Here is a 15,281-nt window from a genome sequence, read left to right as displayed (position 1 = left end):
GGTTCTATTGTTAAAATCAATAACGCAGTATAAATAGCTTTTAAACCAACCCTTTGGGCGTTTCACAGGTACTTAATTTCATCGTTGTTACTTTTTAAAAGGGACTGCCATTCTTGCAAAGTAACGCCTTGATCTTAAGCCCCTGTGAAACGCTGAATTTTGCATCTTGATGTGGCTTGGGTATAGGCGCTAGCCTCTTACTTTAATTCCTTTCTTTTCCATGCCACGGTAGATGATTAACATCTGGACAATAGAAATAAGGTTAGACACTAACCAGTAAAGAACTAAACCCGATGGGAACCATAAGAAGAATACAGAGAAGATAACCGGCATAAAGGTCATCATTTTTTGCTGCATTGGATCAGTTACCGTCATAGGCTGAAGTTTTTGCGTCACAAACATACTCGCACCAAATAAGATTGGTAATACGTAGTACGGGTCTTGTGCAGAAAGGTCTGTTAACCAAAAAATAAATTCAGCATGGCGAAGTTCAGTTGACTCTAAGAATACGTAGAACAAGGCTAAGAAAATTGGCATTTGTAGTAAAATAGGGAAACAGCCACCCATTGGGTTAACTTTTTCTTTTTTGTACATTTCCATAGTTGCTTGGCCGAACTTTTGACGGTCGTCACCAAACTTTTCTTTAAGAGCTGCCATTTTAGGCTGTAGGGCACGCATTTTTGCCATTGAAGTGTATTGCGCTTTAGTAAGTGGGTACATTAACGATTTAACGATAATAGTGATGGCAATAATTGCTACACCCCAGTTACCTAAAATGCTATGTAGCCATTTTAGCAATACAAATAAAGGTTGCGAAATAAACCATAACCAACCGTAATCTACAGTTAAGTCTAAGTCTGGGTGAATCGCTTCAAGAATATCTGACTCTTTCGGACCCATATAATAAGTAGCAGTTAGTGTTTGCTCACTACCAGCTTGAATATTTACAGCGGGATCTTTAGCACCAATAATAGCGGCATTACTTTTTGTAATTAAGCTATAAATTGTATTTGTTTGATCCTGCATTGGAACCCAAGCACTTACAAAGTAATGTTGTATAAATGCAACATAACCACCTTGCGTGTTTTTGTTTAGGTTTTTATCAGCCATATCTGAAAAACTATACTTTTCGTATGGTTCTTCGTCAGTACCGTATGCAGCACCTAAATAGTTTTGATCAACCATGCTACCTTTTTCTTGTACGGTACGCTTAATTTGCGTGTATAGCTGTACTTGAAGAGGTGCGCTGGTAGTGTTGTTGATTTTGTATTCTAAGCCTACGTCATACTGACCTTTTTTGAATACATACGTTTTAGTAAAACTAACACCATTACTATCAGTAAACTGAAGTGGAACGCGAAGCTCATCACCCGTTAAGGTATATGATTTTTGTTCGGTACTATAATTAGGGCGACCGTTAGCTGATGCGTCAGGGCCATTTAAGCCAATTAAGCCACTTTGTGAAAAGTATTGTTTGCCACTATCAAGCTGACCAAGAAGCATATAAGGTGTTTCACTTCCTTTAGTTTCTTCGTATTGAAGAAGGTCTGTTTCAACAATGTCACCGCCTTTGGTGTCAATTTTAACTTTAAAAACGTCAGTTGTGATTTCAATAACTGAACGTTTAGCTAAAGTTGCTGAAGCGGGTAAACCTGAATCTGACGATGAAGGAATATAATCATCCGACTCTGGTGAATTTGCTTGTAGTGTTTGTGTTGTGGCACTTGGATCGGCTTTAGGCTTGTTGTAATCATTATCCCATTCTTGGAACAATAAAAACGACACTAGCATTAGGCCAATTAATAAAAACGTGCGTTGCGATTCCATAACAGCTCTTATTTCTCGTGTTGGTGGTTAATATGGGTTAATTTTTCAGGTACGGGGTCGTCTCCACCTGAATGTAAAGGATGGCATTTTAATATGCGTTTTAAAGCTAACCAACTACCTTTTATAAATCCATGCAAATTAATTGCTTGAATTGCATAATGTGAGCAGCTTGGATTAAAACGACAATGCGGACCTAACAGCGGGCTAATCCACTTTTGATAACCGCGGATAAATAACACTAAACAAATCTTAGGAAAAGCAACAAGTGGTTTAATTAACCTCATGATGTTTATGCCCCTACTTAAGTTTAGTGAGATAGATATCATGTATTTAAAGACTCAATTAGAAATTTTAAATGCATGATTAAAAGGTGAGCTAAAGATACATTAATTAACCCTGCAATTCTATTGCAATTAGGTTTGTTTATTAGATTTAGCTGATTTGTTTGGGCGTTTCTTAAAAGGTGGCGGTTTAGGTGCACCTGGTTTACAGCGTTCGTTAATTTTTCGCCATAATTTAGTAAGTTGTTTGGTTAATTCTTCATTAGACTGTTCATCAATACCACTTTTCACCATAAGCACAATATCAATATTATCGATGCTGTGTTGATTTAAACGAAAACTTTCGCGAGCGAGACGTTTAATACGGTTTCGTTGGCATGCCTTTTTTACGCGTTTTTTAGCAACAGTAAGACCTAACCGAGGTTTTTCTTGGTCATTTGGTTTAGCTAATAGAGTAAAGAAAGGAGTTGCAGCCCGAGCGGGTTCATTAAATATGCGAGAGTAATGCGAGGGAGTTAACAGACGTAACTCCCTGCCAAAGCTAAAGTCTTCCACTTATAAATTAAGCAGAAAGAACTTTGCGGCCTTTAGCGCGGCGACGTGCTAATACTTTACGGCCATTTACAGTTGCCATGCGAGCACGGAAGCCGTGTGCACGTTTGCGTTTTAAAACGCTAGGTTGAAAAGTTCTTTTCATAACAATCTCATCCGATCGGTTAAAGTTAAAACATCCTATACAGGTCGCGATCCTGGCATAGGTGCCATTGCGAGCGCGAGATATTATAGAGTAAGTAACGTAAAGTCAATCATAATTACGTTCGCAGTATATAGCCTACTTATGGTCCATAAAGAGATCATGTAGGGCGATCTGATAGGATCATCATAAATAAGAAGTTTTCCACAGCCCCTGTATAAAAAGTGAATAAAAGCGGGGGAAAAGAAAATTGGATCGTAAATTTGGTTCGCGATCTTGGTGTTATTTTGTTATGATCTCCTCTTCGGATCTAAAATAAAAACTGTTTTAAATCAGGTTGTTAATGATTTTATACATCGATATCAACAATTTTATAAAAATCAATCTTTTACTTGTGGATAAAGTGCCTTCATAATACGCGGTCTTGGGTCGCTTATTGGACCATTTGAACGCAATAAATGTATGATTTATAATCATTAATGATGTGCGGGAATAAAAATTATATCTCTGGGAGTTTAACTGTGTATCTGTCGGTTTGGCAAAGTTGTTTATATGTATTGCAAGATGAGCTGCCTTCGCAGCAATTCAGTATGTGGGTAAGACCACTACAAGCAGAAAGTACCGAAGATACCTTGACGATTTATGCACCTAATCGCTTTGTGCTTGATTGGGTAAGAGAAAAGTACCTAAATAGAATTAACGAATTATTAGTAGAAATTTGTGGTGTTGAAGCACCAAAACTACGTTTTGATGTAGGTAGTAAGCCTTTATTAAATGCGCAAGCTGCACCGGTTATAGAAACGCAATCAGCACCACAAGCTTCTACAAAACAACAGCCTCGTGAGCAAAAGCCTGTTGTTGAACCTGCGCCTAAATCAGGTTACAAATCTAACATTAAAGAAAATTATACCTTTGACAGCTTTGTTGAGGGTAAATCAAACCAATTAGCAAAAGCAGCGGCTACTCAAGTTGCCGATAATCCTGGCTCTGCTTTTAATCCTGTATTTATTTACGGTGGTACTGGTTTAGGTAAAACTCACTTATTACATGCAGTAGGTAACGGCATTATGGCAAACAAGCCAGATGCTAAAATTGTTTACATGCATTCAGAACGCTTTGTTCAAGATATGGTAAAGGCACTGCAAAATAATGCGATAGAAGAATTTAAGCGTTATTACCGCAGTGTTGACGCATTAATGATTGATGATATTCAATTTTTTGCTAATAAAGAGCGTTCACAAGAAGAGTTTTTTCATACCTTTAATGCATTGCTTGAAGGCAACCAACAAATTATTTTAACCTCTGACCGTTATCCAAAAGAGATTGAAGGGGTCGAAGACCGTCTTAAGTCACGTTTTGGTTGGGGATTAACAATCGCGATTGAGCCACCAGAGCTTGAAACTCGCGTTGCTATTTTGATGAAAAAAGCACAGCAAAGTAAGATTAACTTACCACATGAAGTTGCCTTTTTTATCGCCAAAAAATTACGTTCAAATGTACGTGAACTAGAAGGCGCACTTAATCGTGTAATCGCTAATGCTAATTTTACAGGTCGTCCAATTTCGATTGATTTTGTAAAAGAAGCACTACGCGATTTACTTGCCTTGCAAGATAAGCTGGTTACGATAGATAATATTCAGCGCACCGTTGCTGAGTACTACCGAATTCGAGTGTCAGATCTATTGTCTAAGCGCCGCAGCCGCTCTATAGCAAGGCCACGCCAAGTTGCCATGGCATTATCTAAAGAATTAACTAATCACAGCTTACCTGAGATTGGTGACGCATTTGGTGGACGCGATCATACGACCGTATTACACGCATGTCGTAAGATAAAATCACTACGTGACGAAAGCCACGAAATTAAAGAAGATTACCAAAACTTAATAAGAACATTGTCATCTTAGGGCTGACTTTATTATGCAAATAACAATATCAAGACAACAATTTTTAAAGCCATTGGTGCAAGTGTCGGGTGCAATAGAGCGCAAACACACGCTACCAATCTTATCTAACGTTTTGTTAGTGGTAGAAAACGGACAACTTTCAATGACGGGTACTGACCTTGAAATTGAATTAGTTTCTGGCGTATTTGTAGGTGATGATATTGCCGATACAAAACTAACGTTACCCGCTAAAAAGTTACTCGATATTTGTAAAAGTCTACCAGATGGTTCAGACATTACTTTAAGCTTGCAAGAGCACCAATTACTTTTAACCAGTGGTAAAAGCCGTTTTTCATTAACGACTTTATCTGCTGATGATTTTCCTAATTTAGAGCAGTGGGATGGTGAGGTTGAATTTCAACTAACTCGTTTAGAGCTTCGTAAGTTACTTGAAAGCACGCATTTTTCGATGGCAAATCAAGACGTACGTTATTACTTAAACGGTATGTCGTTTGAAGTAGATAATACAGACATAAAAACAGTAGCGACAGATGGTCACCGTTTAGCTATTGCACAAAAGCAATTAACGCAATCGCTTAATACTCAACGTCAATTAATTATACCTCGCAAAGGTGTGCAAGAAATTATGCGCCTTATGGTAGCTGACGACGAATTGGTTACAATTCAGTTTGGTGCTAACCATATTCGTATCATTGATATTGAGTTTACATTTACAAGTAAGCTAGTTGATGGACGCTTTCCTGATTACCGTCGTGTATTACCACGTGGTGGTGACAAAGTAATTACAGCTAACCGAGAATGGTTACGAAATGCGTTTCAACGAGTGTCTATTTTATCGAATGAAAAATTTCGTGGTGTACGCTTAAACCTATCAAACGGTTTATTAAAAATTACTGCCAATAACCCAGAGCAAGAACAAGCTGAAGAAGTTGTTGAAGTAAGTTACGAAGGCGCGGACCTAGAAATAGGATTCAACGTGTCTTACGTATTAGATGTACTAAACACATTAAAAACAGAAGACGTACTATTTACATTAGCCGACTCAAACAGCAGTGCATTAATTGAAGGTGCAGGCGATGAAGAAGCAATGTACGTTGTTATGCCTATGCGTTTATAAGACTATAAATACATAATGAGCTTAAGTCATTTGAGCCTCAAATATTTTCGTAATATTGAGGCGCTGACGCTAGAACCAGTCAACGGCGTTAATATAATTTATGGTGAAAATGGCAGCGGAAAAACCAGCCTTTTAGAGGCTATATATTACCTTTCTCATGGCAAATCTTTTCGTACTCCAAAACACAAAAGTATTATTGCGCACCAGCAAGAGCAATTTGTAATTCACGGGCGTAAAACAATACACGATTTATCAATTCCAATTGGTATTAGTAAAACGCAAACGGGTGAGACCAATTTAAAAATTCAAGGTAAGGCGAGCCGTAAGATATCAGAACTCGCTCAACTTATGCCTGTACAAATTATTACACCAGAGAGTTATTCTTTGTTTTTTGGTGGACCTAAAGAGCGCAGAAAGTTTTTAGATTTAGGTTTGTTCCACGTGGAACATGAGTTCTTTTTTTTGTGGCAATCATTTAATAAAGTACTTAAACAACGTAATGCATTATTAAAAACTAAGCCCAAGAATTATTTTGACCAAATTAAGTTTTGGGACAAAGAATTTGTTAGACTGGCTGAAGAAATAAATAAATTAAGATTGGCGTATATAAGTAGGTTTAAGCAGCAATTTTTTGATAAAATGTGTGCAGAATTAACGCTTGTACGTGATTTAGAAATGACCTTTAGCGCAGGCTGGAAAGAGACTGAATCTCTTGCAGATGCGTTAGAGCAAAACTTTGAGCGAGATGCTCGCCAAGGGTTTACAAGTAAAGGCCCTCATAAGGCCGATTTTAGTTTTAGTGTCGCTGGCAACAGTGTGGAGAATACATTCTCACGCGGTCAATTGAAGCTATTATTGTATGCGTTGAAAGTTACGCAAAATAGCTTAATTGAGTCAGAGACAGATAAGCAATCTATATTGCTAATAGATGATCTACCTTCAGAATTAGGCGAAGATACAAAAGAGAAAGTGGGACAATTACTTGCTCACTGCAGTTCTCAAATTTTTATCTCTTCAATTTTATCTGAAAGTATTTCTGCTGTGGTGGAACCCATGCAACGAGAACTACAAATGTTCCACGTGAAACATGGCAACCTAATAACAAGATAAGTGGGATTAACCATGTCTGAGAATTATGACTCGTCGAGTATTAAAGTACTTAAAGGATTAGACGCAGTAAGAAAGCGTCCTGGAATGTATATTGGGGACACCGATGATGGCACAGGCTTACACCACATGGTGTTTGAGGTCGTTGATAACTCGATCGATGAAGCCTTAGCAGGTCATTGTGATGATATTTATGTAACGATTCACTTAGACGGTTCTGTCTCAGTTCGAGATAACGGTCGTGGTATCCCAACTTCTATCCATGAAGAAGAAGGCGTATCTGCAGCCGAAGTTATTATGACGGTACTTCATGCCGGTGGTAAGTTTGATGATAACTCTTATAAAGTATCGGGTGGCTTACATGGTGTTGGTGTTTCTGTTGTAAATGCACTTTCAGAAAAACTAAAACTGACTGTTCGTCGTGAAGGTAAGCTTCATGAGCAGTTTTATACTATGGGTGTTCCAGATGCACCTTTAGCTGTAATTGGTGACTCAGAAACAACTGGTACAGAATTACGTTTTTGGCCAAGCGCTGAAACATTCACAAATTTAGATTTTCATTACGACATTTTAGCTAAGCGTTTACGCGAGCTTTCATTCCTAAACTCAGGTGTGAGCATCATCTTAAATGATGAGCGTGAAGAAAATAAATCTGACCACTTTAAATATGAAGGCGGTATTCAAGCTTTCGTAGAATACTTAAACCGTAATAAAACACCTATACATAAAGGTGTGTTCCATTTTACTCACGAACGTGAAGAAGATGGTATTAGTGTTGAAGTATCAATGCAGTGGAATGATGCATACCAAGAAAACATTTACTGTTTCACAAATAATATTCCACAACGTGATGGTGGTACTCACTTAGCCGGTTTTAGATCAGCGCTAACACGTACACTTAATAACTACATGGAAAAAGAAGGCTTTAACAAAAAAGCTAAAACAACCAGCAATGCTACCGGTGATGATGCCCGCGAAGGCTTAACGGCTGTTGTTAGTGTTAAAGTTCCTGATCCTAAGTTCTCATCGCAAACTAAAGACAAGCTAGTATCAAGTGAAGTTAAATCTGCGGTTGAACAAGCAATGGCTGAAAAATTCACTGAGTTTTTATTAGAAAACCCAACTGATGCCAAAATTGTTGTAGGTAAGATTATTGATGCCTCACGTGCACGTGAAGCGGCGCGTAAAGCCCGTGAAATGACACGACGTAAAGGTGCAATGGACTTAGCAGGCTTACCAGGTAAGCTAGCTGATTGCCAAGAAAAAGACCCAGCCCAATCTGAACTATATATAGTGGAAGGGGACTCTGCTGGCGGATCAGCCAAGCAGGGACGTAACCGTAAAAACCAAGCTATTCTTCCGCTTAAAGGTAAAATATTAAACGTAGAAAAAGCACGTTTTGATAAAATGTTATCTTCGCAAGAAGTCGCAACACTAATTACTGCATTAGGGTGTGGTATTGGTCGTGACGAATATAACCCTGAGAAATTACGTTATCACCGTATCATCATCATGACCGATGCGGACGTGGATGGTTCTCACATTCGTACGTTACTACTAACATTCTTCTATCGTCAAATGCCTGAAATTGTAGAACGCGGTTATATTTATATTGCTCAACCACCACTTTATAAAGTGAAAAAAGGTAAGCAAGAGCGTTATATTAAAGATGATCCAGCATTAGTAGAGTACTTAACGTCGCTTGCGCTTAATAATGCTGCTTTATATCCAAGTGCAGATGCTTCTGCGCTAGAAGGTGAAGCGCTAGAGAAAGTCGTTCACGATTACCAAAATACAGTTAAGGTTATTGAGCGTTTAAAGCGTAAATATCCTAACACGGTAATGGAACGCTTAATCTACCAAACAGAGTTGAAAACTGATGACCTTTCTGACGAAGCTAAAGTAATTGCTTGGACAAAAGAGTTAGTTGATGACCTGATTGCACGTGATGAAGATGCAACTATTTTCCATGCAGGCACAGAGTTTGACGCTGAGCGTAATATGTATTACCCGGTTGTGAATATTCGTCAGCACGGTGTTGATAAAGCACATGTACTTCATTATGACTTTATTGCATCACGTGACTACCAACGCATTGCTGTGACTGGTACTAACATTGCAAACATCCTAAAAGAAGGTGCTTATATTCAACGTGGTGAGAAAACAAAACCTGTTGATAACTTTGTGGATGCTTTGGAATGGTTGATCACAGAATCTAAGCGCGGGATCTACATTCAACGCTATAAAGGACTGGGTGAAATGAACCCAAGCCAGCTTTGGGAAACGACAATGGATCCTAGTGCTCGTCGTATGTTACAAGTAACGATTGAAGATGCTGTTGGCGCGGATCAATTATTTGCCACCTTAATGGGTGATCAAGTAGAGCCTCGTAGAGAGTTTATCGAAACTAACGCTCTACGCGTAGTTAATCTAGACGTGTAAAAATATTACTTACACCGAAAAAGGAGCCTAATGGCTCCTTTTTTATTTTTTCAATTACACAAACTGCTTAAAACCTGAGTGTACACACGGTATACTAAGGGTAATTTTCACGCTACTTCTTAGATAGTAAAAAGCCAAATATGCAAAAATATGACGTAAAAACCTTTCAAGGTTTGATCCTGGCTTTACAGGATTATTGGGCGCAGCAAGGCTGTGTCATTATTCAACCACTTGATATGGAAGTGGGCGCCGGGACATTTCACCCGCAAACATTTTTAAAGTCTATTGGTCCAGAGCCAATGTCGAGCGCGTACGTTCAGCCGTGTCGTCGTCCTACGGATGGCCGCTATGGTGAAAACCCAAATCGCCTACAACATTACTACCAATTCCAAGTAGTTTTAAAGCCATCGCCAGATAACATCCAAGAGCTTTACTTAGGCTCATTAGCGGCAATGGGTATTGATACCCTTACTCACGAAGTTCGCTTTGTAGAAGATAACTGGGAATCACCTACGCTAGGCGCATGGGGCTTGGGATGGGAAATTTGGTTAAACGGCATGGAAGTAACGCAGTTTACCTACTTTCAACAAGTGGGTGGCTTAGAGTGCTCACCAGTAACAGGCGAAATTACTTACGGCCTAGAGCGTTTAGCAATGTACATTCAAGGCGTAGATAGCATTTACGACCTAGTATGGGCAGACGGTCCACTAGGGCGCGTAACATACGGCGACGTGTTCCATCAAAATGAAGTAGAGCAATCTACTTATAATTTTGAACATGCAAACGTAGAAGACTTATTTGCACAGTTTGATAAGTGTGAAGCAGAAAGCCAAAAGTTAATTGAAGCTAACTTACCACTACCTGCATACGAGCAAGTAATGAAAGCATCGCACGCATTTAACTTACTAGACGCACGCCACGCAATTTCGGTAACCGAACGTCAGCGTTATATTTTACGCGTTCGTGCGTTATCAAAAGCGTGTGCACAAAGTTACTATGACAAACGTGAAGCGCTTGGTTTCCCGCTGTGTAAGGATAAGTAAAATGTCAGCACAAAATTTATTAGTAGAAATTGGCACTGAAGAGTTACCACCAAAAGCACTGCGTAAATTAGCAGAAGCCTTTGCTGCAAACTTAACTCAAGAGCTAGAAACATTAGAATTAGCACACCAAGGCGTAAGCTGGTATGCATCGCCTCGTCGTTTAGGTTTACAAGTAAAAGCGCTTGAAGCTAAACAACAAGACAAAGAAGTTGAAAAGCGTGGCCCAGCAACAAAGGCAGCGTTTGACAGCGAAGGTAACCCAACAAAAGCAGCAATGGGTTGGGCACGTGGTTGTGGTATTGAAGTAAAAGACGCACAAACACTTGAAACCGATAAAGGCGCTTGGTTATTGCACATTGCTAAAGTAGCAGGGCAAGAAACTAAAACCCTAATGACAGATGCAATCACAAAAGCATTAAGTAAATTACCAATCCCTAAACCAATGCGTTGGGGCGCGAATAAAACACAATTTATTCGTCCTGTGCATACAGTAACTATTTTATTTGGTGATGAGCTACTTGAAGGCGAAATTCTTGGTAAGCAAATAACTAACCAGCTTCAGGGTCATCGTTTTCATCACCCAGAAAAAATTAGCATTAACCATGCAGATGACGTTTTTGACGTACTTAAATCTGCTTACGTTATTGCTGATTACGAGCAACGTAAAGCGCAAATTCGAGCACAAATAGAAGAGGCTGCAAGCGCAGTTAACGCTGTTGTTGCAATGGATGAAGATTTACTAGAAGAAGTAACATCACTTGTAGAGTGGCCAGTTACTTTAACGGCAACATTTGAAGAAGCATTTTTAGATGTACCAGCCGAAGCGTTAATTTACACCATGAAAGACGATCAAAAATATTTCCCGTTATTAGATCAAAACGGCAAACTTTTAAATAAGTTTTTGTTTGTATCTAACATCGAAAGTAAAGATCCAAGTGTGGTTATTTCTGGTAACGAAAAAGTAGTGCGCCCGCGTTTAGCCGATGCACAGTTCTTCTTTGAAACAGATAAAAAGAAAACCCTAGAAAGCCGATTAGAGTCGCTTGATAGCGTATTGTTCCAAAAGCAACTTGGTACGCTTAAAGATAAGTCTCAGCGCATTAGTGAACTTGCAGGTTATATTGCTGAGCAATTAGGTGCTGATAAAGACTTAGCACAGCGTGCAGGCTTATTAAGTAAAACTGACCTAATGACTGAAATGGTTATGGAATTTACCGACGTGCAAGGTGTAATGGGAATGCATTACGCTCGCCACGATGGTGAAGCCGAAGATGTAGCCGTAGCGCAAAACGAGCAGTACATGCCACGCTTTGCAGGGGATAACTTACCAACAAACTTAATTAGCTGCGCAGTAGCGATTGCTGATAAGTTTGACACGCTGGTGGGTATTTTTGGTATAGGCCAAGCACCTAAAGGTGACAAAGACCCATTTGCTCTTCGTCGTGCTGCTATTGGTGCACTGCGCATCATGGTAGAAAAAGAACTTCCACTTGATATTTTAGACCTAGTAGCTAAATCGCAAACATTGTTTGGCGACAAGTTAACTAACTTAAATGTATCAACTGACGTATTTGAATTTATGCTAGGGCGCTTCCGTGCTTGGTATCAAGACGAAGGTATTGAAGTAGACGTAATTCAAGCAGTGCTTGCACGTCGTCCGACTAAACCTGTTGATTTTGACCGCCGTGTTAAAGCCGTAAGCCACTTCCGTACATTAGACGCAGCAGAAGCGCTTGCAGCAGCTAATAAGCGTGTAGGTAACATTCTGGCTAAAAACGATATTACCAGCCAAGGTAGTGTTGATGAGAGCTTATTAAGCGACGACGCCGAAAAAGTATTGGCATCACAAGTAGCAAAATTTGCCACTGACCTTGCGCCACTTTACGCAGATGGAAACTACCAAGAAGCATTAAGCCAATTGGCGGGTATTCGTGAAAGTGTTGATAACTTTTTTGACAACGTAATGGTTATGGCCGACGATGAAGCTGTTAAGCAAAATCGTCTTGCGCTATTAAGCCAGTTAAGCGGATTGTTTTTAGGTATTGCAGATATTTCTGTTTTACAAAAATAACACCGATTAGCAATTTTAAAAGCCAGCGTTTTGCTGGCTTTTTAGTTTTCACTGTATGCAAAGGATACCCATTGATGATTTCTATGAAACGAATTTTAACCTTAGCAATTGCTGGTTTACTTACTGCCTGTACAAGCCAAATTTCGATTAACGATGTTTTACCACAGCAAGAGCTTGACCGCACAATTTACTTACGTGGCGACTTTACACTGTGGGATGCAGAACCCCAGTATCAGTTTGCGCCAGTTGGCCCTGCGCTTTATCAAGCGCAAGTTAAATTTTCGACCCCAGGTAAAGTGTACGAATTTAAAATAGCCGATGCCGATTTTAGTGAAGGTTATAACTGTGGTTACAGCGATGAACAACCAGCAGGGCAAAAACTAACACTCGGCCAGCCAGCTATCGCAGACTGTAATACTATTTATAACTACTTTAGTTTCACACCAGCAATAAAAGGCACGTACATAGTAAGTATTGATTACAGTAACTACGACAAGCCACAAGTTACAATAACGAAGAAGTGATAGCTGTAATTTTAAAGCTGCCCGAGTGAATTAATGGATTTGTAACAAGGACGTTGTATGAAAGATAAAATAGAGTACTTATTGAAAGATGATTCGATGCCTAAAATGGTATTACTAAATGGTGCATGGGGATCAGGTAAGACATTCTGGATAGAGAATAATTTATTAACCGATGACGAATACCTTTATTTATCTTTAAATGGCTTAGGCTCGATAGATGATTTTTATTCTAATTTAATTTCGAAATTCTTTTTTAATAAGAATATTAAGGCAGAGGATTCAAGTTCTTTTCTAGATGGATTACAAAATATACTAGGGAGCTTTAATCAGGAAAACAAAGGTTTAATCTCAGGTTTAGTTTCTGGCTTTAAGGGTGCTGCAGTTGCAAAGGCTATTTCATCTATTAAGAATAGAATAATTGTACTTGATGATGTTGAAAGGATTGTTAAACCCAACCTAGCAAAGGAAATAATGGGGGTCTGTCAAAGTCTTTCTCAAAAGAATGATAAGTTAAAATTTATTTTCGCAACAAACGTAAATGAGCTGAAGTTTGAAAATACACATACTTTAATTGAAAAAAACTTTTCTGGTACAGTTGAGTTTGAAATTAATGAAGATGATTTTTTTCAGATCGTGAAAGAAAATATAGCGGATATTGCAACTTACGTGGTTGAGGTACTTAATAAATTAGAGCTAAGAAATATAAGAATATTAAAACGAGCAAAAAGTAAATATTTGTCTTTAATTGAGGAGGTAGAGAAAGATAACTCAATCAATAATCTTGATGTTATAAAAGGCCGAAAGTCTTTGTTTAAGGATGTGGTAAGTATTTACTATATGCAAATGGGTATAGGTTTTGATATTGATAAAATAAAGTCCCAAGCTAGGGATATGGTAACTGAGAGCCAGCCCAATCTACCTGAAATCGAATCTACAATTTTGGTTGACCATATAGTTTCAAGTAAGTCACTTGAGTTTGAAGACGTTTTAAAAAGTTATTATCCAGTAAAAGTACTAACTTTCGATTTACTTTTATCTAGAGGGGCAAAAGTTTTAACCGAAATAGATGAAGCTCAAATATATGAATACCTGCAGTCATTAGAAAGTATTATCACTAATGAAGAAAACCCAGAATTATTACGTTGGTTTTATGCTGTAGACGTTATATGTGAGCTCGATAAATATAAGTTTATAGAAGAGCTCGCATGGATACCTACAACTGAAAGCTCCCTAGTAGAAAGTATTTTGAAAAACTATCTGCCAAATGTTTTTGATACTTCGGCACCAATGAGTGGAAGAAGAGGTTATAGAACAGGACAGTTTTATAGCGAGGAATTAAATCAAAAATTTGAAAGTGTTCTGGATGAATTAAAAGAACTTAAGCAAGGAGAAAAAATAAAATATCTAGAGGGTGAAATTCTTAAAGGTTGGACAAGTGATTTAGATTCAAGGGTTTACAAGGAATATCGAGCAGTGAGTCTTTTCTCTTTATTTCAGAATTCGAATAAGTTTGTCCAAGCATTAACAGATCACTGGTCAATACAACAAGTAAACTTATTTAGAAATTTTGTAGAGGATAGATATAAAGTAAACTTTAACAATAGTAGTCTTATTGAAGAGCTAAGTTTTCTAGTAAATATACAAAAAGGGCTTTTTGAATACACGCAACAGAAATGTGGTTTAAAAATTGGTTTTTTAAACCAATTAATCGAAAGTTTAAATTTAATTATAAATACAATGGAAAATTCTCAAAAAGATTAATCCAAACCTTTCTTCACCACATATCTATACGGTGCTTCTTCTGCATCTTTAGCTACCAGCGTGTGATCCATAAACGTACAAAAGCTCGGAATATCGCGAGTGGTTGATGGGTCATCAGCAGTTATTAATAACGTTTCACCGTCATTCATTTTACGAATAGCAGCACGTACCATCATTACTGGCTCTGGGCAGCGAAGGCCTATGGCATCTAATTGGTGATCGGGATTATCAAAGCTCATAATAAATTGGCCTGTTTAATTAAAGTGTTTGCTGTGTACGCGAGTGCTTAGGTATAGCAATTAATAAGTTTGGCAGTTTAACGCAATTTTATGTGTAATTTAACTATTTTACTTAATGCTTTTAGCAGTTTCAAAATGCTTTATTTAATAATACGCCCGATCACATAATTACGCTGTTACATACTTGTTTGATAAAGGGACGTTTTTATAAATGAAGCTAATAAAAAAGGCGAACTGAATAAAATCAGTTCGCCTTTTTAATCACCAAGAT

General features: G+C 38.3%; 13 protein-coding genes. 8 read left to right on the top strand and 5 right to left on the bottom strand.

All coding sequences use genetic code 11. The features are described 5' to 3' along the window. Positions 1-189: 189 nt before the first annotated feature. The 4 genes from yidC to rpmH all read right to left on the bottom strand — a co-directional run bounded on the left by yidC (position 190) and on the right by rpmH (position 2,805). On the bottom strand, positions 190-1,827 hold the full coding sequence (yidC, locus tag GQR53_RS11070; protein ID WP_165743948.1) for a membrane protein insertase YidC: 1,638 nt from the start codon (positions 1,825-1,827) through the stop codon (positions 190-192). Positions 1,828-1,835: 8 nt separating this feature from the next. After that, the gene (yidD, locus tag GQR53_RS11065; RefSeq protein ID WP_004335219.1) at positions 1,836-2,111 is read right to left on the bottom strand and encodes a membrane protein insertion efficiency factor YidD; all 276 of its coding nucleotides are present in this window, start codon (positions 2,109-2,111) and stop codon (positions 1,836-1,838) included. 129 nt (positions 2,112-2,240) lie between these two features. Next, positions 2,241-2,663 carry a ribonuclease P protein component gene (gene rnpA, locus GQR53_RS11060; protein ID WP_004335217.1) on the bottom strand — a complete coding sequence of 141 codons (423 nt, stop codon included), beginning with the start codon at positions 2,661-2,663 and terminating at the stop codon, positions 2,241-2,243. A 7-nt stretch (positions 2,664-2,670) separates the two neighbouring features. Further along, positions 2,671-2,805 (bottom strand): 50S ribosomal protein L34, encoded by a 135-nt coding sequence (rpmH, locus tag GQR53_RS11055; protein WP_004335215.1) that lies wholly within the window; start codon positions 2,803-2,805, stop codon positions 2,671-2,673. Between the two features lie 518 nt (positions 2,806-3,323). Between rpmH and dnaA the strand changes: the two genes are divergently transcribed. The 8 genes from dnaA (at position 3,324) to GQR53_RS11015 (ending at position 14,771) form a co-directional block, all read left to right on the top strand. Next, positions 3,324-4,706: a chromosomal replication initiator protein DnaA gene (dnaA, locus tag GQR53_RS11050; RefSeq protein WP_004335207.1), complete on the top strand. Its 1,383-nt coding sequence runs from the start codon at positions 3,324-3,326 to the stop codon at positions 4,704-4,706. Positions 4,707-4,719: 13 nt separating this feature from the next. Continuing rightward, entirely contained in the window at positions 4,720-5,823 is a 1,104-nt protein-coding gene (dnaN, locus tag GQR53_RS11045) for a DNA polymerase III subunit beta (RefSeq protein WP_004335206.1), read from the top strand. Between the two features lie 15 nt (positions 5,824-5,838). After that, positions 5,839-6,933: a DNA replication/repair protein RecF gene (gene recF, locus GQR53_RS11040; protein ID WP_024597182.1), complete on the top strand. Its 1,095-nt coding sequence runs from the start codon at positions 5,839-5,841 to the stop codon at positions 6,931-6,933. Between the two features lie 12 nt (positions 6,934-6,945). After that, the gene (gene gyrB, locus GQR53_RS11035) at positions 6,946-9,372 is read left to right on the top strand and encodes a DNA topoisomerase (ATP-hydrolyzing) subunit B (protein ID WP_024597183.1); all 2,427 of its coding nucleotides are present in this window, start codon (positions 6,946-6,948) and stop codon (positions 9,370-9,372) included. Positions 9,373-9,512: 140 nt separating this feature from the next. After that, positions 9,513-10,415, top strand: coding sequence for a glycine--tRNA ligase subunit alpha (gene glyQ / locus GQR53_RS11030; RefSeq protein ID WP_004335201.1), 903 nt, complete (start codon positions 9,513-9,515; stop codon positions 10,413-10,415). Position 10,416: 1 nt separating this feature from the next. Continuing rightward, entirely contained in the window at positions 10,417-12,486 is a 2,070-nt protein-coding gene (glyS, locus tag GQR53_RS11025; protein ID WP_165743947.1) for a glycine--tRNA ligase subunit beta, read from the top strand. A 74-nt stretch (positions 12,487-12,560) separates the two neighbouring features. Beyond that, a complete protein-coding gene (locus GQR53_RS11020) occupies positions 12,561-13,010 on the top strand; it encodes a hypothetical protein (RefSeq protein WP_165743946.1) in 450 nt (149 codons plus the stop codon). A 57-nt stretch (positions 13,011-13,067) separates the two neighbouring features. Beyond that, the gene (locus GQR53_RS11015) at positions 13,068-14,771 is read left to right on the top strand and encodes a hypothetical protein (RefSeq protein ID WP_165743945.1); all 1,704 of its coding nucleotides are present in this window, start codon (positions 13,068-13,070) and stop codon (positions 14,769-14,771) included. Here the strand turns inward: GQR53_RS11015 and tusA are convergent. After that, positions 14,768-15,010 (bottom strand): sulfurtransferase TusA, encoded by a 243-nt coding sequence (gene tusA / locus GQR53_RS11010; RefSeq protein WP_165743944.1) that lies wholly within the window; start codon positions 15,008-15,010, stop codon positions 14,768-14,770. The genes GQR53_RS11015 and tusA overlap by 4 nt on opposite strands. Positions 15,011-15,281: the final 271 nt, after the last annotated feature.

It is taken from the genome of Pseudoalteromonas sp. Z9A6 (assembly GCF_011378805.1).
GTDB classification, from domain to species: Bacteria; Pseudomonadota; Gammaproteobacteria; order Enterobacterales; family Alteromonadaceae; genus Pseudoalteromonas; species Pseudoalteromonas distincta.
This window is presented reverse-complemented; position numbering and strand designations above follow the sequence as displayed.